General features: G+C 66.3%; 18 protein-coding genes and 1 pseudogene. 9 read left to right on the top strand and 10 right to left on the bottom strand.

The annotated features are described in order from the left end of the window. Positions 1–60: 60 nt before the first annotated feature. Positions 61–1674, bottom strand: coding sequence for a hypothetical protein (locus ACTHMS_RS16750; RefSeq protein ID WP_440307799.1), 1614 nt, complete (start codon positions 1672–1674; stop codon positions 61–63). Positions 1675–1993: 319 nt separating this feature from the next. Between ACTHMS_RS16750 and ACTHMS_RS16745 the strand changes: the two genes are divergently transcribed. Continuing rightward, entirely contained in the window at positions 1994–3145 is a 1152-nt protein-coding gene (locus ACTHMS_RS16745; RefSeq protein WP_440307798.1) for a tyrosine-type recombinase/integrase, read from the top strand. Positions 3146–3264: 119 nt separating this feature from the next. Here ACTHMS_RS16745 and ACTHMS_RS16740 read toward each other — a convergent pair whose 3' ends face one another. Beyond that, a complete protein-coding gene (locus tag ACTHMS_RS16740; protein WP_440307797.1) occupies positions 3265–3447 on the bottom strand; it encodes a hypothetical protein in 183 nt (60 codons plus the stop codon). 1135 nt (positions 3448–4582) lie between these two features. Between ACTHMS_RS16740 and ACTHMS_RS16735 the strand changes: the two genes are divergently transcribed. Further along, complete coding sequence (locus ACTHMS_RS16735) at positions 4583–5008, top strand: hypothetical protein (protein WP_440307796.1); 426 nt, start codon at positions 4583–4585, stop codon at positions 5006–5008. A gap of 18 nt (positions 5009–5026) precedes the next feature. Here ACTHMS_RS16735 and ACTHMS_RS16730 read toward each other — a convergent pair whose 3' ends face one another. Further along, the gene (locus ACTHMS_RS16730) at positions 5027–5608 is read right to left on the bottom strand and encodes a hypothetical protein (protein ID WP_440307795.1); all 582 of its coding nucleotides are present in this window, start codon (positions 5606–5608) and stop codon (positions 5027–5029) included. Between the two features lie 129 nt (positions 5609–5737). Between ACTHMS_RS16730 and ACTHMS_RS16725 the strand changes: the two genes are divergently transcribed. Together ACTHMS_RS16725 and ACTHMS_RS16720 are read left to right on the top strand one after the other, a co-directional pair. Next, complete coding sequence (locus ACTHMS_RS16725) at positions 5738–6112, top strand: hypothetical protein (RefSeq protein ID WP_440307794.1); 375 nt, start codon at positions 5738–5740, stop codon at positions 6110–6112. 1263 nt (positions 6113–7375) lie between these two features. Then, complete coding sequence (locus ACTHMS_RS16720) at positions 7376–7783, top strand: hypothetical protein (RefSeq protein ID WP_440307793.1); 408 nt, start codon at positions 7376–7378, stop codon at positions 7781–7783. 97 nt (positions 7784–7880) lie between these two features. On the opposite strand, the gene ACTHMS_RS16715 is transcribed toward ACTHMS_RS16720, so the two are convergent. Further along, positions 7881–8165: a hypothetical protein gene (locus ACTHMS_RS16715; RefSeq protein WP_440307792.1), complete on the bottom strand. Its 285-nt coding sequence runs from the start codon at positions 8163–8165 to the stop codon at positions 7881–7883. A gap of 97 nt (positions 8166–8262) precedes the next feature. On the opposite strand from ACTHMS_RS16715, the gene ACTHMS_RS16710 reads away from it, so the two are divergent. Together ACTHMS_RS16710 and ACTHMS_RS16705 are read left to right on the top strand one after the other, a co-directional pair. After that, positions 8263–8523 carry a hypothetical protein gene (locus ACTHMS_RS16710; RefSeq protein ID WP_440307791.1) on the top strand — a complete coding sequence of 87 codons (261 nt, stop codon included), beginning with the start codon at positions 8263–8265 and terminating at the stop codon, positions 8521–8523. A 350-nt stretch (positions 8524–8873) separates the two neighbouring features. Continuing rightward, positions 8874–9197: pseudogene (locus ACTHMS_RS16705) on the top strand (TlpA family protein disulfide reductase); the annotation flags it as partial. Positions 9198–10689: 1492 nt separating this feature from the next. On the opposite strand, the gene ACTHMS_RS16700 reads toward ACTHMS_RS16705, so the two are convergent. Beyond that, positions 10690–10842 carry a hypothetical protein gene (locus tag ACTHMS_RS16700; RefSeq protein WP_440307790.1) on the bottom strand — a complete coding sequence of 51 codons (153 nt, stop codon included), beginning with the start codon at positions 10840–10842 and terminating at the stop codon, positions 10690–10692. A gap of 47 nt (positions 10843–10889) precedes the next feature. Between ACTHMS_RS16700 and ACTHMS_RS16695 the strand changes: the two genes are divergently transcribed. Further along, positions 10890–11435: a hypothetical protein gene (locus ACTHMS_RS16695; RefSeq protein WP_440307789.1), complete on the top strand. Its 546-nt coding sequence runs from the start codon at positions 10890–10892 to the stop codon at positions 11433–11435. A 361-nt stretch (positions 11436–11796) separates the two neighbouring features. Beyond that, on the top strand, positions 11797–12216 hold the full coding sequence (locus tag ACTHMS_RS16690) for a hypothetical protein (protein WP_440307788.1): 420 nt from the start codon (positions 11797–11799) through the stop codon (positions 12214–12216). Positions 12217–12326: 110 nt separating this feature from the next. Here the strand turns inward: ACTHMS_RS16690 and ACTHMS_RS16685 are convergent, their stop codons facing one another. Beyond that, positions 12327–12725, bottom strand: coding sequence for a hypothetical protein (locus ACTHMS_RS16685; RefSeq protein WP_440307787.1), 399 nt, complete (start codon positions 12723–12725; stop codon positions 12327–12329). A 189-nt stretch (positions 12726–12914) separates the two neighbouring features. On the opposite strand from ACTHMS_RS16685, the gene ACTHMS_RS16680 reads away from it, so the two are divergent. After that, entirely contained in the window at positions 12915–14069 is a 1155-nt protein-coding gene (locus ACTHMS_RS16680; RefSeq protein ID WP_440307786.1) for a hypothetical protein, read from the top strand. A 34-nt stretch (positions 14070–14103) separates the two neighbouring features. Here the strand turns inward: ACTHMS_RS16680 and ACTHMS_RS16675 are convergent, their stop codons facing one another. From ACTHMS_RS16675 to ACTHMS_RS16660, 4 genes are all read right to left on the bottom strand, one after another. Beyond that, positions 14104–15318, bottom strand: a complete 1215-nt coding sequence (locus ACTHMS_RS16675) for an AAA family ATPase (RefSeq protein ID WP_440307785.1) — start codon at positions 15316–15318, stop codon at positions 14104–14106. A gap of 173 nt (positions 15319–15491) precedes the next feature. Then, positions 15492–15863 (bottom strand): DUF805 domain-containing protein, encoded by a 372-nt coding sequence (locus tag ACTHMS_RS16670; protein WP_440307784.1) that lies wholly within the window; start codon positions 15861–15863, stop codon positions 15492–15494. A 140-nt stretch (positions 15864–16003) separates the two neighbouring features. Further along, positions 16004–16402 (bottom strand): barstar family protein, encoded by a 399-nt coding sequence (locus ACTHMS_RS16665; protein ID WP_440307783.1) that lies wholly within the window; start codon positions 16400–16402, stop codon positions 16004–16006. Between the two features lie 151 nt (positions 16403–16553). Beyond that, positions 16554–17174: an HAD family hydrolase gene (locus tag ACTHMS_RS16660; protein WP_440307814.1), complete on the bottom strand. Its 621-nt coding sequence runs from the start codon at positions 17172–17174 to the stop codon at positions 16554–16556. Between the last annotated feature and the right edge of the window lie 573 nt (positions 17175–17747).

Raw genomic sequence — 17747 nt, 5'->3', positions numbered from 1 at the left:
TGAGCGGTGCGCGTCGACCGCGCCGGTGGGGCCGCGCCGGGCGGCCCCACCGGCGTCCGATCAGTTGCCGCCGGGTCCGGCGGGGAGATACGCGATGCCGCGCAGCGCCTCGCCCGAACGGGCGGTTCGCAGCGTGCTGAACTCATCGCCGGCGGGTGTCGTGGCGCCGAGTGCGTCGGTGACCCTCACCAACCGGTTCGGATCCGCGCCTTCGTCCGTCGCGCCGGAGACGGTCGAGGTGACTGCCCAGACGGTCACCGTGCCGTCGTCGTTGACGACGCCGGTGATGGTGCGCAGGCCGTCGGTGGCCGGCGACCAGGGGAGGCCGGTCGCGGGGTTGTCACCGGTCGGGTAGCCGTCCACCGCGTACGGCCGGCCGAGGTCGAGGCCCTGCTGGATGGTGTAGGCGAGCTTCCACGCGCCGTCGGTGAGCACCCACTTCTGCAGCCCGGCGGTGTGCGACGCCGCCGCCGCGGTGAAGGTGCCGGTCGCGGGGTCGTAGGTGTCGGCGCCGTCGCCCTCGTCGGCCACGTAGAGCGTGGTGTCGTTCGCGAACCACAGGCCGAACGGGAAGGACGCCGTCGACTTCAACGCGGTGGGGAAGCCCTTGAGGATGCACATGTTGGTGGGCAGCCCCGTCTTCTGGACGGTCGCCGGGTTGTAGGCCAGCGGCGACGTGGGCAGCGGCGCGCCGGGCACCGGCAGCCCGACGCCGTTCGGGCAGGCGGTGCCGGTCGTGTCGATGAAGTAGACGGTGTTGACGCCGTTGCCGCCACTGCCCTTGGTCAGGTAGACGACCCCGTCGTGAATCGTCAGACCGCGGAAGTTCGTGTCCTTGCCGATCTTGTCGGCCTTATCGCCGAGCTGGGTGATGTTGAAGGCGCCGGCCGGCGTCGGGGCGCCCGGCGTCTGGGCGCTCTCCGGCAGGGTCGAGGGCGTGAGCAGCTGCGAGCCGGCACCGGCGATGACGCCCGCCGGCTGCGGGTTGGCGCCGTTGCCCGCGTTGCCGGCGGTGTAGTAAAGCCCGTCCTCGTCGTCGAGGATGGCGGCGCGTCCGTTGTTGCCGCTGTACGCGTTGGTCTCGGTGTAGCTCAGCGCGCCGCCGCGCCGGTCGAGTCGAGCGACCGCGCGGTAGAACGCGGTGCCGACCGGGTTGGTCGGGTCGACGACACCGGGTGTGTTCGAGTTGCTCACGTCCGTGGCGTCGACCGGTGCCACGTATCCCATGAAGGTGATCGCGTCGCCGCCGGTCGACACATCGAGCCCGAGCTCGGACTTCGACGGGAAGCTCGTGACGAGGTGGTCGCCACTGGCATCGGTCGGGACCGCGAGGCTGCGGATCGTGTTGCCGCTCGGCGTCAGCGAGTCGAGCAGGATGGGGGACGAGACGCCGAAGCTCGGGTCGACGGCCTCGTTGTTGAACACCTCGGGATAGCCGCCGTCCGCCACCGCGGTCACGCAGTTCGTGGTGCACCCCGCCGGGAGCAACGTCCGGCCCGGCACGATCGAGTCGGGCGATGCCGTGTAGACGGTGCGTGACAGCAGCAGCCGCCCCGGGAATGCGTTGCCGTGTGCGTTCGGCGCTGCGAACGCGCCGGTCGGAGCGGTCAGGAGCAGTGCGGAGCCGACGGTGACGATTCCACCGACGGCGCCGACACGGAGACGACGTGACATGCATTCCTCCGTCTGGACTGGTTGGCGGAGGGCATCGTGTCGAGCGTGGGCGGACATCCCGGGCACGGGACGTGAACAGTGGGTGTCGACGCTCAGCGAATCCACGGACCCGCGGTGTTGTGCCCCCGGCAGGATTCGAACCTGCGCTCCCGCCTCCGGAGGTCAAAAGGGCAAGCTTTGCGAACCGTCGACGATGCTGCATTCTGAGCGAGAAACCCCTACAGCGTAAGGGAAAGCTCGTGTCAGCAGCTACCGCGCCGTGTCGGCCAAAGTCGGCCCGTCTGCGTACAGAATGCGTACAAGATCAACTGGTTTCGTCGTGGCGAGCCTGAACTACCGGCGCGGCGCGTGGGAGCTGCGGTACCGCGACCTGTCCGGCGTGAACCGCGGGGAGCGGTTCCCATCGACGTCGACCCGCCGGCCACCTGAGATCGCGCTGGACCGGAAGGCCGAGATCGAACAGCAGTTGCGCCGGCGCACCTACGTCACACCCGAGCAGCGCGAGGCGACGTTCCAGACCTACTACGACCGGTGGCTTGCCGCGCGCCGTGTGGCCCGCACCCGCGTCTACACCGACGCGTCACGTGCTCGGTTGCACGTGCTGCCGCACTGGGGGCACTGGCGGCTGTGCGACATCCGCCCATCGGACATCGACGACTGGATCGCCAAGCTCAGCCGGCAGATGGGGCCGACCTCGGTCCGGCATTGCTACACGCTGTTCCGCGGCCCAGTGCTGCGGGCGGTGAAGGACGGCATCATCCACGATCCGAACGTGTGCATCGTGCTGCCGCCCAAACCGACCATCCGCAAGAGCTTCGACGACGTCCTGTCCCGGGAGGAGGTCGCCCGTCTGGTCGCCTGCGTCCATGACAACAGTCCGAAGTACGCGGGGCTCAAGACGAACGACCGTTACGAAGCGTTGGTGCTGATGGGGTGCTGGCTCGGTCCGCGCTGGAACGAGGCGATCGGCCTCCGAGTATGCGACCTCAATCCATTGCGCAAAGAGGTCGCCTTCGGCCGCATCGTGGTCAACCAGAACGGCGCTCACCTTTTTGAGGAGGAACTGAACAAGACTGAGGAGCACCGCACCGTTCCCTGCCCCCAGCCGGTGATGGACGCGCTCCTCGAGCACATCCGGCGCTACACCCCGGCCGGCGACCGCGACCGGTTTCTGTTCACGACCCCGAACGGCACCCACCCGCTGCGCAGCAACTTCTCGCGTAACGTGCTCAAACCCGCATTGCTGCGAGCGGGGCTGGGGGAGCGGCGCATCACCTGGATCTCGCTCCGCCATACCGCGGCGTCGCTGATGTTCGACGCCGGCCTGACGATCTTCGACGTGCAGCAGCGCCTCGGGCACCACTCGCCAGTGCTGACTGCCGAGGTCTATACGCATCTCATGCGTGAGCGGCACGTCGCCGGACGCCAACTCATGGAGGCGTACATGCTCGGCGGGCAGAGGGCGTACTGAGCGAGCTCGCTGCGGCATCGACAACCACACAGTGTCGACGAGATCCAGTAGGTAGGAAATCGGTCGGCCCGTAGGTAGGTCGGGCTGGCCAGGTAGGTAGAGACGGCAGGCGGCCGGACCTAGTACCGCCACGCATCGCGCGCCGAGTCCCGCCAACGGCCGCGTCGGACAACGGCCGCCAGCGCGGTACGGAGTGCGGCGGCCAGCTGGTCGAGGTGCTGGTCGGCGATCGGATCGGGCGCCGAGAGTTGACTGGTGAGCAGCTCGAGTTGGTCGATCCAGCCTGGCCCGTCGGCCGGCACGGCGGCGACCAGCCGGTCGACGACCTTGACTGCGGCTTGGCCGGAACGGGCGGCGCGGTGCTGCTCCCATGCGCGGTGCCGGCACGTCGCCGAGCACCATTTCGGGATCGGCCCGCGCGACCGGACCAGTACGGGACCCCCGCACCAGCCGCACGCGACCTCCTGGCCGTTGAGTCGCCGGCCGCGCGCAAGTGGTCTATCGGCCGCCGCGGTGACGGCTAGCGACGTTTCCGGGCGGGCCGCCGCCTCATCCTCGCGCCGTTCCCGCCGGACCCGTTCCGCCGCCTCCTGACGCCGGGCTCGCTCACGCGCCAGCGCGTCGCGCTGTTCAGCCGTCTACGTGCCACCCGTAGAGGACACACCCTCAAACTCGTTACAACAAGATGGACACACCTCTTGCATCGCCGGTGATATGGGCGTGAGTTGTTCCCGAGGTGCATCTACCTAGCCACATCGGTCGGCCGTCGGTGCTGATCAGGACGGTCCGACCCGCCGACGTCGACGCCTGCGAGGGCGGAGGTGTCAAAAACCATGCAAGATCGACTCTTGCGGCCATTGCCTCGCGAAAACGGTGGGCTTCCGGTTGCCCGCGACCCCCTCGAACCGCGACCTCACAGCGGCATCACCGGCGATGCAGCGGGTGTGTGGGTCCGTGATCTTGAAATGGGCGGGCCCGCTGGCGCGGTCGGTAGCGGCTCGAGCTCGGGTCGGCGTGAGGGTAGGTAGATGCCGGTCGACCGGCGAGCTGTCGGGGTCGAAAGGTGGCGCCTCGCGTCACGTTAGGGGAGTGCTAGGGAGATGCCATGACGCTGCGCAGATTCCCCGGGAGCTGGTCTGTAGGCGCTCGCGGTCCGACGCGTCGTCCCCCGGGCTGGGTGGGGGCGTCAGCTGTGTGACGGGCGGGCCGCCGTGACCGCAACCCTTGTCGAGCGTGCGCAGGGTGATGCCTCCTGATGTGGACGGGCGGCCGGCTGGGTAGAACGGGCGCGTGCGAGATCGACAGCGGCGTGCGGTCGTGGCTGCGTACGGGTCGAACCCGCGCGCCTTCGGGTTACTTCACGTGTACAGCCCGCAGAGCACGGCTGCTGCGTTGGCGGTCGGCATGGGCGCTGCGGCCGCCGGGTCCGGAGCTGCGATGGTGCGTCTGCCCGACGGGCGGCAGGTGTCCGCCGTGAGCCGGTCGCTCGACTCCGTGCTCGGCTGGGCACGCCGTGACCAGCAGCGATACGCCCACCTGCCAGGTCGCGTCCTCGCGGTCGTCCTTGACGATGCCGTGGTGTTGCACGAGTGGACTTTCGCGCGCGGGATCGGGAAAGCGGTCGCCACGTGGCCGCGCGGCTCCTTCAGCGCGAGCGAGCAGCGTGCGCTCACCGACCAGTCGGTTCGTGTGATCCTGCCCGACGGCAAAGCCGCGCTGCTGTCGGCGTCTCGCGGGCCGAGGCACGCGGACGCACGGGAGACGCTGCGCGCCATCGCCGCCGCCGGGCAGCGGAGCCCGTCAACACCGACCTCGTCGGCGGCCCCGAGGGCCGACGAAGTGGCTGACCAGTTGGCCGACTAGGTGCCGACTAGGTGCCGACTAGGTGCCGAGTCTTCTGCGAGAGGTCGAGAGGGCCGATCGAGATCCGTGTACGGCGGCGGCCAGGGTGACGAGCACCCACACTGACGCCATGGCCAAGAAGACGCCACCAAAGCCGATGCCGGCGCGGTGGGCCGCCGTGCCTGAACTGGCCAGATAGCCGACCGTGAAGCCGGCCGCCGCGAGCGCAAGGTAGCCGGCGAGGATGCCCCGCACAACGGCTTTACGGCGACGGTGGGCTGGCCCGTCGACATCCACCTGCTTCGGGACCTCGCCGCTGAAGCGCTGCTCGTGTCCGTCGCGGGGCGTCCAGACCAATTCGACGAGGTCGCCGTCGACGAGGCGGTATACCGCTGTCCCGTCGCCGAATACCTGCCCGTTCCGGCGTAATGGCTGACCGGGGTTCCAAGCGCCGACAGAGATGGCCCACTTGTGGACCGTCACGCGATACGGCTGACCCGGGTTAGCGCGCAGCGCCCGCACCACCCCAATCGCCGACCGGCGCAGCCCGTACCGCAGCAGCACAACGAACAAGACAACACTGAGTGCACCGCCGCTCGCTGCACCAATCACTCCAGCCATCGCCGGCACCCCCGTCCAGAACGGCTCATACCCAGGCCGAATGCCGGCAAGGCCGCCGCCGAGCTCGTCGCGCTCAGTGCCGGCTCAGTGCTCGACCGTGCCGATGTCCGCGCGGTGGAGAATGCGGCGGTGACGATCTACCCCACGCCTGAGCAGGCCGGTGCGCTTCGGCAACTCGGGATGCTGCGCACGGACGAGTTGCCGATGTTGGCCGCTCAGTGGCTGGTGGAACTTGATTCGCCTGCGCTGCGACGACTAGCCGGACTCGACGGCTCAGACGGCTGGCTGATCGACAAGGTGTGGCCCCAGGTTTTAGATGAATTGGGAGCAGCCAAGGTCGTCAGTGAGGTCGCTTGGAACCTAGCCATCACCTTCCAGATGGCCGCCTGGCGCGCTGGCGATGTGTGCCACCATGGATGTACTTCGCGAGGTGATTCGCGCCTACATCGACAACGACTACCCGCGTCACGAACCCGAGGCTGGGCATCTCTTCGGGTTGGATGACGAGCTTGGCGGTGGTTGGGGTCGCTCCCGGGAAGAAGTACTGGCCGAGATAGAGCAAACGCTGGGCGAGTGGTCGACCCGCCTCATCGCCGGACGCGAGGGATACGCTCACGGCCATGCCGCTGACCTAGCGGATGGAGTCGACCGTGGTGGGTGACCTGACAGCATCGATGGTAGATGAATTCATCCTTCGGGGCGGCCAGCGGCTTACCCTGGCCGAGTGACTTGTCAGAGCACGCCACGGCTTCACGTGGCATTGGGGTCGCTCGTGTGCGTCATTGCGCTTCCGCTCAGGTTCGGTCTGACCGCATGCTCCGCTCCGCCCCAGCTACCGCAGACCTCGACCCTCGCCGTACGACTGAATTTGAACATTTCATCGCCCCTCCCACGGCAGCGCGTGGCCCGGCTCTTGGGGAACTCATGCACCGCCTGGCTGATGACGCCAGGGAGACTTGGCCGATCAGTCGTCGAGGAGCACGTCTTACTGAGCAGTGCCGCAGCCAGGACCCTCCCCGAGCGGCTTCGCGATGTTCCCGGCGTAACGACAACCATTCAGGGTGCGGTCACGTACGTGCATACGCCTAAGCCACTGGTCGGCTACAGCACACCCGTTCCCACGGCGTGTCTCGCATAGCGTCGATACTGATGCGTGACCATGCCGCTGGTCTAGTGGTGCCACGGTGGCGACCTCGCTGGGGTCGTACGTCATAGGTCAACACGATGGACACTGACCGAGTGACTTCGGATCGCTGGTTCTGCACCAACCAACTGAGGTCCGCCGACGACGAGATTTGGTCCGCGCTCCGTTCTCACTTGGTGCAGAGAGGCATCGATCCCGCAACCTCAGTGATCGACGCCTTCCCCGATGGCTTGACCATCGCGGACATCGAGCAAGACGCGAGCAAGTGTGTCCTAGTGACGGCGGATCGGCGCGTGTTCAGATTCCTCTGGACGCGAACCCTCACCTGCCAAGGTTCTCACTGGTGCGCGCACGACTGGCGCGACGAGTTGGACTCTTGGCATAGCCAAAGGTGGATGCAGACTTACATTCGCTGGGCTTTCGCCCAGGTGGATGCGTCAGAGACTGCGTAAACGACCATGCCGCTGTCGTCGCGGAGCGCGACATGCTGATGACGTAGGGGTTGGCGTTGACCTTCGCATCTGTCACGTGGCCTGGCGATTGCCCAACACCTGCGCTGTTGCATCTGCACGATCCGCTCCGAGACGATTCCTGGAGGTGTCGTCGTCTGACACCCTGGGAAGGTGCCAACTGACGATCTGCTTGCACTCGATCTGAGCGAGGTGGAGCGGGCTGTTCTCCGCGCGGGCCTCATCGAATGGGGAGGTCCCGCCCGCATCACTGAGGAGTTCGCGGTTGCACTCGGCTTCATCGATCAAGCTGACCTGTTCCGCCAAGCTGAGCGAATCATCGCAGCACTGAACGCTGACCAACCGCTATCTCCCTTGGACTGGGCGCGCACTGTGCTCGCAACTGAGGTCGTCTTCGTCAGCAACTTGGTTGGTTCCGGGCGCGAGTGGTCGATCACGACCGGCCTTCCTGACGCCGACACCATTCGCATCCTGCGGGAAGTCCAACGAAAGCTTCCGAGCGAGGTCCGGGCTGTAGTCGGCACGAGCCTGGGAACCAAACCGGACGGCCAGCCTGGCTGAGCGTGTCCGGCGGTGTCGTCGCGGAGCGCGACCATGCCACTGTTCCGCGATCATGCCGCTGTCGTCGCGCGCCCACACCCAGGGACTCGATGCAGAACTAGCGAGACACAAGCCGATCCGCAGGTCGGTTGCGGTAGTACCCATGCACGTCCTCTTCAAGTACATGCTCGCTGTGCTGGCGTAAGCGCGCTACCACTTCGTCGCGCCGATACCGGAGCCAGTCGGGCATGACTTCGACCCAGATCTCAGCGGACGGCACGTACAGCACCCCTGGGGTCACACCCCAGCCAGCGTCGAAGAGGAAGCCTTGGTCGACCTCCCAATAAACGACCTCTTCCTTCCAGCGCGATTCGATCTCAAAGCCGTCACCGACATACGCCATGCCGACCACCGTAGGTGGCAGCCGTTGACTCTGACTGGTCACGTACGCGGAACCGAACGACCGTGCCGCTGTCGACGTGTCCCATACCTTGGGTCCTGTGAACGTCTCATTGCTCTGGCACGTCCACCACGCCGACAGCGCCCGGTGCGTTACACACTTCGGCGACGCCGTGCTGATCGACGAGCAGGATGGCGACGACGTGAAGCTGCTGGGCTGCTACTCGACCCTCGCGCGCGCCCACGATCGAGTCTTGGGAGCGCGGACACTCTCTGGCTTCGCGGACGAACCAAATTGCTTCATCGTGGACACATACGAGGTCGACCACGATGAGTGGCTCGAAGGCTTCGTCTCTACCTAGTGCCACCCGCAGGACAAGGGAGCGCGTGCGCGCCAGGTAGTCCCTACGATGGGGCGCTGAGACGCGTCTCGATCAGCTTGCTGAGCCGCGTCAGACTGGCAACGTGAGACTCGTGCGCCTAGCCCTGCTGTTGATCGTGGCGACGGCCCTCCCGCTTGCTAGCTGCAGTCAGGCTGGCCAATCGGGCAGCGGTCAGTTCCGCTTCGCCACCCTCAATCCCGTCGGGCAGACCATCCCCGCTCGATCTCGGAAATTGGCCGCTGACATCTCCGGAGACCTTCTCGGTGGCGGCAATTACCGGCTGTCGGATGCGGCGGGCAAGGTCGTGATGTTGAACTTCTTGGGCGTCCTGGTGCCCGCCGTGCCAGGTCGAGTCGCCGCAGTACGAACTGATGTATCGGCAGAACCTCAGCAAGGCAGTGACCTTCGTCGGTGTCGACATCAAGGACGACCGCAGCTCTGCGAAGTCCTTCGTGCACGACTACAAGATCACCTACCCGATCGTATATGACGAGCCTGGGCGGGCAGCTCTCGCGTTGGGCGATCTACCCACAGCCGGCCTACCAATGACGGTATTGCTCGACAAGCAGCATCGCGTTGCCGCCGTGTACTCAGGGAAGCTCACTGAAGCCGACCTACAACCTGTGCTCGACCGCCTCGTCCAGGAGCAGTGAATATGTCCCTCGGATCCAGGTGTTCGTTCCGCGTGACCATGCCGCTGTCGTCGCGGAGCGCGACCATGCCGCTGTTTCGGTGGTCATGCCGAGTTCAGCGCGGCAAGGGAGGCTCGACTCGCCACTCAATCGCATCGGGGTTGATCCCAGCGAGTTCGACGAACTCCGCCACTAAGGCGTCTTCGTCTGCGTCCTCATCACGAACGCGAGATAAGACGTACCGGCCATGATGAAATGAGCCGGTGCAATCCCGGACCTCGACCCAGCTTTCCGACTCCATCCTGATCAATGCGGCGCCGACAAAGTCGCCCTCGGAAAGGATGCGGTACTCGAGCGTCTCGAGTGCGTCGTCGTCGGCCAGGCGTAGAACAGCGACCGATCGGGGGTAAACCAGGTCCGTCGGAAACTCTCAACTCTGATAGTTCTTCAGCGCGTCACTCACGGCCACCATGACAGCGCACAATCCTGCAGGTGTCGAACCACTCGACATGCCGCTGAACGAGCACAATTATGCTGAGGTTCAGCGCGGCGCCACTTATGGATTTGGCAGCTTGAGATCGGACGCCGCGCCGTCGCTGCCAGCGGTACCTCAGTCGCCGGTGGACCGGGGACGGCCCGGCCATTACTGCTACTGCCGAGCTATCTGCATTGAACCAACCAGCCGACGTTGGATGTCTCGACAGATTGAGCGGACAACGGCCGCTTCGGTAGCGGGCGAGGTGATAATAGTCTGCGCGAGAACAATGTGCGATCCGTCGAGAAGCAGTCGAACGAACCATATCTCGGTGAGCCCCGGTCGCCCGATTGGCGTGAATCCGATCGCTAGGTCAGTGAAGGGCGCTCCTCCCACTTGCCCCTCTGTGCGCGCGAAGGAGAAATCTGGAGGCGGCCCAACACTCTCTAGTCGACCGCGAAGCGCGTCGGCGTATTGAGGAAACGCCGCACGGGCCCGCGCAAACTCTTGAAGATCCACAACGCCCACCGACACGCCTTCGCTGTCGCCGACGGCAGTCTTGTAGTTGCGCGTCTGATAGCCGTTCTTCTCGGACTCGCTTCGGTTCGGCGTCTCTGGGATCTCAAAGGTGAGACGACTTTGCTCGTCCAGCGTGGTACGCCAACGCGAGCTGAGCAGGTCCCGCAGGCGCGTAGCAAGCGCGTCGTCCGTTGGAGCGGTGCTGGGTGTCCTGTTGGTCGAGCTAGGTGCGGGCGTATCGGCGAAAGAGCCGTTCGGAAGTGAGGCCGCTCCGCCACTACAAGCTGCCAGCGTTAGGCACACGGACACGCCGACGGCGCTTCGTCGCATTCGCGTCTTCAGACGTTGCACTAGCGATCCCGCAGCACTCACGGACGGAGCTTACGGGGTAGCTGGACGATCGGGACATCACCGCCAACCCTCGCAGTCAGTACCTGAAACCTGCAGCCGGCGCCGCATTGCATGTAGCCCATCGTGGCCGCAGGCGGCTTTCCTTCGGTCAGACTGAGCGACGGACACTCAGTGGACGCCGTCGGTCCGGAAAAGCACCGCGACCATGCCGCTGTCGTCGCGGAGCGCGACCATGCCGCTGTCGTCGCGGAGCACGACCACTGGCCTGGCGAGGGTCGAGCCGCACGGCGCGTCGTGACCCGGCGGATTCCAATCGCCCACGAGACTGGCGTCATGTCCACGTCGATCTCGACTGCAGCCGGTGCGGGGTGAGCTGGGACTGGTCGACCACCGTCACGGGTGTCGTCGGCATCGCCGGCATCGCCGGCACCCTCGTCGGCGGCTCTCGTCAGATCAACGCCCAGAAGGACATGGCACGCGAGGAACGTCGCGAGCGCAGGCTGGAGGCGTCATATGCCGAGCTGCTTCTCAAAGTCGCCGAGGCAGACGACTGGACGTATCAGCTCTTTCTTCGGTGGGCCAGCGTTGCCCAGGAGGCCGACCCGCCGCCTCAACGACCTGATCTGTTCGTCAAGACGCTCGGCGCGCGAGGGGTGCTCAGCGTGCACTGGTCGCCGCGTGTGCAGGTCTTGGTCGATGAGTTGTGTACGGAACTCGACACCTGCTTTCGGATGTACTTGCGCAACCAGCTGGCGCTCCAACACCTCGAGGACGATCCGGCCGTAGACATCATGCAGCTGCTCGCGAAGTTCACTGGGGCGAAGGATCGAGTGTCGGAGTTGGATCACCGCATCAGGACACAAGTGTCCGACGAGATCGCCGGACGTAGTGACGGCTCCGTGCGGAGCGCGTGACCTCTCGGTCACCGCTGTGCACATAGCTCCATTCACAAGCGCGGGGTCAGGCCGCGTGCCCGGCGACGACAGCGGCATGGTCGCGCTCCGCGACGACAGAGGCATGGTCGAGCGTCGGCTGAGAGCCTCGTTTCGCTCGGAGGCTTTCAGTGTGGGACCGTCGCGATATAGGTCGCCGAACCTCGGGCGCAAATCGTAGCGGCTCGTGTCTGAGCGCGAGGCGCCTTCGAACTCGGCGACGCGTTGACCCGGTGACTGGATCGGGTGCGTTGCTCGTGCGGAGGATTGAGTCGGGCTGTACAGACGCCCGGACGACCGCGATGAGTGCGCACTTGCCCGGTCACCGCTTGCCAGGCCTGACATGACCGCCGAGCCGGAAGTGTCGAACCTCGATCAGCTGACACCAGCCCTGTACTCGGCACTGAGCCCACGACGAAGGCGAACCGTCGACAACATCTACAGGCGCGTGCTGGCATCTCGGCCGGCAGGCGGAGAGCACGCAGCGGCAAAGCGGGCGTACACCAACGCCGCCCTCCTACACATCTTCACAGGCAACCTGCTTGGCATCATCGCCGCGGTCCTGCTCGCTGGGCACTTCGAGAACGTCGCAATCTTTCACCCGTGGCCGGTGCTCGTCCTAGGACTTGCCCTCGCGGCGGTCTGCCTCGCTGAGGAGGCCGTGGGAGTCAGGCAAGCGCTACAGGTCAACGCGTACTTCCCGAAGCAGAAGTCGGGTGCTCTCGCGCTGCCTGAGAGCTCCGACAACCCGCCCGAGGTCTGAGCGCCACTCCGACCATTTGGCCGTGAGACCGGGCTCGTGCGCGCAACCAGCGGCCTGGTCGCGGAGTGCCGCGACGACAGCGGCATGATCGCGCAGTCGCAATGGACCGCTTAGCGGTCGACGTCGTACCAACTGCTTGTGGTCCGCCACGGCGGCGGCAGTTCATTCCGTACCCGAGCGAGGAGAGCGCGACCAAGGTCGTCGAAACCCTCGGGGCCGTCTTCATCACCAATATCGACAGCCTCGACGAACCACTCCTGGAACCGCATCAAGTCCCGCAGCAAGTCCGCGCTCACGGGCACGGTGTCCGCGTGTGCCATCGCTGAACCGTTGATCCACAGAGGTATGTCTGCGCCCCAGTCGCAATAGAAGTCGAGCCAGCACGGCGTCAGCTTCGCGTGCCCTCGCTCGGCGGGGTCGGCAACGCCGTCGCGGATGACCAGGCGCGCGGTCCCGTCACCCCATGAGGCGAGAACGACCTCGCCAGAGTGGTCCGCAGCCCCGTCCATGAGTGACATCATGCGCCGAAGCCAACCGCCGGACCATCGGCATGTGCAAGCACGGTCGGCCGCTCGATCGGCGGTCAGACGGTCTGGTCGACCGCGGCCGGGGCCTCGAGTGCTCGCTGTGTGGGGCCGGGTCTTTGTCGCGGCGGTTGTGCTCGTGCATCACACTTGGTCGGTGTTCGCGAGGTTGTGGTGAGTGTCGAGCGCGCGGGCGCGCTGCTTGATTTGGGTCGCCATGCTGAGGCGCTCGAGGTGTTGGGTGCCGTGCCGGGTGCGGAGTCTTCGGCGTATGCGCTCGGGTTGCGGACTCGGGCGCTGTTGGGTCTCAAGCGGTTGGGGCCGGCTCGGGAGAGCGCGGCGGCGATGCGGCGGATCGCCCCGCACGGGGAGTGGGGTTACCGGCTGGGCGCGATTGTGGAGCGGTCGATGGGCCGGCCGGCTGATGCGCTGGCGTTGGCTGATCAGGCAGCGGCGTTGGATCCCCAGGAGCCGTTCACGCACCAGGTCGCGGTGTTGTGCGCTCTGGATATTGGTGATCTGCGTAGCGCTGGCGAGCATGCGAGCGCGATGCTGGAGCTTGCGCCGGACACGGCGTTGGCGCATGTGACGCTCGCGAGGGTCCAGATCGCGTCGAGTCAGTTGGTCTGGGCGGAGGCGTCGTTGCGGCGCGCGTTGACGATCGACTCCGCAGACGACGTGGCGATGGCGTTGCTGGCCGAGGTGGTCGCGAAGGAGCGTCCGGAGGAAGCGCGGCAGCTACGCGTCGCAGCGCTGCGAGCGGATCCGCAGGATGTCGGTCATCGCCGTCGAGTGTTGTCCCGCGGCCGGGCAATGGCGTTGGGTGGTGCTGCGGTCACCGCGGGCAAGCTCGGTCTGGTCGGTAAATTCGCCGCGCTGTCGGTTCTGAGCCACGCCGTCCGGGGCCAGTCCGGGCGGCTCACACTCGCCGTCATGACCGTCATCTACCTGGCGACGTTCGCGGTGTCGCGGGTACGCCGCCGACGCCACGGCCGGAAGCTGCCGCCGCTGGTCTGGGAGGGGACCCGGGCCGACCGGCGCAACGCCGATCTGCTGTGGCTCGGGGTGCCGGCGGCCCTCGTGGCGGTGATCAGCGCGGTGGTGATCCTGGTCCGTGCGGCCGCGGGCGTCTCTCCGGTAGGTCCGGTGGTGTGGTTCGTCGCCGCCCTCGTGGTCCTGGCCGTTTGCTGGCGGTTCCGCGCCGGTGAGGTGCGAGATCGTGCTCTGGCCGAGGTGCTTCGTGATGTGTGGCGGGCAGTCGTTCGGACGGTCAGCTTCAACTGGCAGCGTCGCGGCGCGCGGCGTCGTCGCAGGCGCGGGCAGCGCTGACAGCTTCACGGCGCTGAATGCACCGGTTGGCAGGTCAGGCGAGCCGTTGGTGCCGCATGTAGGCGAGTAGTTCGTCGTACTCGCCGCCTTCGTTGGCGAACATGGCCACGTTGCGGGCAATCTGCATCCACGGGCGAATCGACGGCTTGACTTCTCCGGTCGCGGCACGAAGGTCGTCCATGGTGATGAAGCGGATCTGCCCGGTGCGGGCCGAGTCCAGCAGGGCCTTCTCGGCGGCGGTCTCGCAGATGTGCGCCAGATCTGCGCCGGAGTATCCGTCGGTCATCTTGGCGAGCTTCTTGGTGTCGATGTTCGCGACCGGGCGGCCGGCCAGGTTGTGCCGCAGGATGTGGTCGCGCGCAGTCTCGTCTGGTGGCAGGACGAGCAAAGTGCGGTCGAGCCTGCCGGGGCGGCGCAGCGCGGGGTCGACATCCCACGGCATATTGGTGGCCGCGAGCACGAACACGCCTTCGTTCCGTCCCTCGGCGTCGTCGAGCTCGGCCAACAGCTGGTTGACGGTGCTCCGCATCGCGTTGTTCCGCAGCTGAGTCCGCTTCTGTCCGATCGCGTCGACCTCGTCCAGGAACAAGACACACGGCGCGTGCCGGCGGGCGGTCTGGAAGATCTCGTGCAAGTTGCGTTCGCTCTGCCCGACGTACATGTCCAGCACCTCGTCGAAGTGCAGGGCGACGAAGTGCACGCCGAGCTCGCCGGCTATCGCGCGGGCCAGGAAAGTCTTCCCACAGCCTGGTGGGCCGTACAGGAGCAGACCTCCCTTCAAGCTCTTCGCGAACGCGGCGCGCAGCTCGGGATGACGGATCGGAGCGAGGAACGCCGCTTCCAACCTCGCCTTGACCTGCTCCATCCCGCCGACATCAGCAAGCCGAACCCGCGGGCGCTCCGCATCAACGGTGTCGACCGGCACGGCCCCGTCATCACCGTCGACAAACATCGGCGGCGCCAGATCACCGACCTCGGCCTCCGCAGCACGCCAATCAAAAGAGGACGCCGCGGTGTCCGGCACCGAACCCGGCCCGTCGGTCACCGGCTGCCCAACCGCCCCCTGCAGCATCGCCAACGCGTCCCGGTTTCCCGGCTCCCGCTGAAGCGCCGCCGCACACTGCCGCACCGCCTCGTCCCGCCGCCCCGCTTCGATCAACACCCGGGCAAGGTGCAGACGCAGCAGCACGTCGTCCGGGCGAGCCTCGACCGCCGCAATCAAACTCGCAAGCGGATCCTCAGACGTCATACGTGCGCTCCAGCTTCCAACCGACAACCCGCACCAACATCGACGACACTAGAGCCCACGCCCCAGCAGCGGCATGTGGCTGCGCCCCCGCGACAACAGCGGCGTGGTCGCGCTCCGGCGGCGCGTCAGCAGGGCCGGGTGTCGCCGTCCCGCGCCTCAGATGACGATGGGAGTTAGGCGGCGATCGGGCTGATCCGGACCGGTGGTTTCGGTGCAGGGCCGTACTTGTTGGGGACTGGCTCGCCGTTCTGTGACGCGTACCGAAGCCATATGAAGGAGCCGAACAGCGGCACCAGGTTCCACAGCACCAGACGTCCGGAGCGGCCGATGTCATGCATCCTGCGGATCGCCGCTGTCGCGACCGGGACGGTGAGCACGAGTCCGAGAATGATGTCGATCCAGCGAGCGTGAGGGACCGCTTCGATCACCGCTGCCGGCACGCCGTACAGCAGGATCAGCGTCCAGAAAAATTCGGCCCGGCGGGCCCGCCCACGAGCCGACAGCGCATTCAGTAGCCCTGCTCGGGCGGCTACTAGCGGATTCACACCTACAGGCCCTCAAGATCGACGACGCCTCAGTGTCTCACTTCTGTCCGGCACCTGCGGAGTCGACCTTCAGCTGAGCGCGCGGAACGCGGCATGGTCGCGCTCCGCGACGACAGCGGCATGGTCGCGCGCTGGTTAGTTCAGGAAGAGATCAAGACGCGAACGTCCTTCGGCTCTCCTGCGGTGTGCGCTGGATCTGCAAGCGAAGCGGCCGCCCATGCAAGGACCTCGACAGCGACCTCGTACTCGTCCGGAGCGAGGTGGTAGAACGTCGCTGCATCTCGCCACACAATGAGCAGCTTCGTCGCACTCAGGTTGTACAGCCCTTCCCAAAGCGAGTCCGCTAACGCATCCCACGAGCGCTCAGATTGCACCGGTGGATCCAGTAGGACGGCAGCGCGCACTGCGTCGAAGAACGCCTTTCGGGTGGAACCGTCGCCTGTGAAGAGCTCGACAACGTCGACACCATCACGTCGCAATCGCAGCTCCCGGGCTGAAAAGTCAGCGCTAGGCACCCTCTCCAGCCGATCACTTGACACGCTTCGATGCTAGCCACGACCGGCTGTGCACCTCGCCAGCGCTTTCGCCGAACCATCGGCATGACCGAGCCGACCGCTGGGTCGCGACGGCTCTATCGCCGCGTTGTCCGGAGCCGATGGACACGCCGTATCGAGCCTGCGTCCAGGCCGGTTACAAGTTCATCCACGTGGTGACATGCTCGGCGGCGGTCGGAAAAGAGTCGACAACTTGGTCGGCGCGGTGCAGGTCCTCGCGATTATGTGTCGTGGCGACGGCGATGACGTGCATGCCGGCGTGCTTGGCCGCCTCGATGCCGGCGGGTGCGTCTTCAACGACCAGGCAATCACGAGGGTCGGCGCTCAGTAGCTCCGCAGCCAGGAGGTAGCCATCTGGTGCTGGCTTGCCAACCGTGACCATCGCGCCGTCGACCAGCACACTCGGGCCTGCGGCACCGCCGGCAGCGAGCCGATGACGGACGTGCGTGTCTCGGCCGGACGTGACAATCGCCCACCGGTCGCTCGGGAGTCGGTTGAGGAGGTCACGAACGCCTTCGAAGAGCGGGAATCCGTCGTTCTCTTCGGTCATGTACTTGCGGAGTCGTCGGTACTCGTCCTCGGCGTCAAGATGCGGCGCAATCTCCCTGACGGTGTCCGTCGCACGACGGGCGTGCGTGGCGGCCCACACTTGGTCGGGATCCAGAAGGTGCACCGTCGACCAGCGGTTCCAAATCCTGCGGTAGGTGGCATAAGAATCGACGAGCACACCGTCCGCGTCGAAGAGCACCACCTTCATCACGCCACCAGCCTAGAAGCGCGCGGAAGAGACTTCGCAGCGCTCCCCAACGACAGCGGCATGGTCGCGCTCCGCAACGACAGCGGCATGGTCGCGCCCCTGCGACGACAGCGGCATGGTCGCGCTGCGCCGCGACAGCGGCATGGTCAGTCACCCTGACGCTGTGGTGTCCGGTGCGATCTTGATCGAGTTAGTGGCGCTAGGGGCCGCCCCGTCACTTTGGCAAAGCCGGCAGACAAAAAGGTCGGGCACGTTTCTCGGCTTGGCGCGTCGGTCGGACCTGGTGACGAGAATTGTGTCCTGCCACCCATGCTCGCGGCATTCGACGCGCGGGTGCGGCCACAGTTCCATCGCCTCAGGCTAGAGGCGCGCTTCGCATCCGTCGGGCGTGGCTCCGGGGTGGACGATGGTCGGCAGGACCGGGCCAACACAAGATCGCTCCATCAGGGTCGCGCCCCGTGGCGTGGTGTAACTCGGCTTCGTGATCACGTCAGCGAGTTCGGTGCTGACTATGCCGTGAGCAGGGCGGCGGGCGCCACCTCCTCGGCCGGTGCGGACTTGGGGTTGAGCAGG

This window comes from Jatrophihabitans sp. (assembly GCF_051960575.1).
In the GTDB taxonomy this organism is placed as follows: Bacteria; Actinomycetota; Actinomycetes; order Mycobacteriales; family Jatrophihabitantaceae; genus JBQCEE01.
This window is presented reverse-complemented; position numbering and strand designations above follow the sequence as displayed.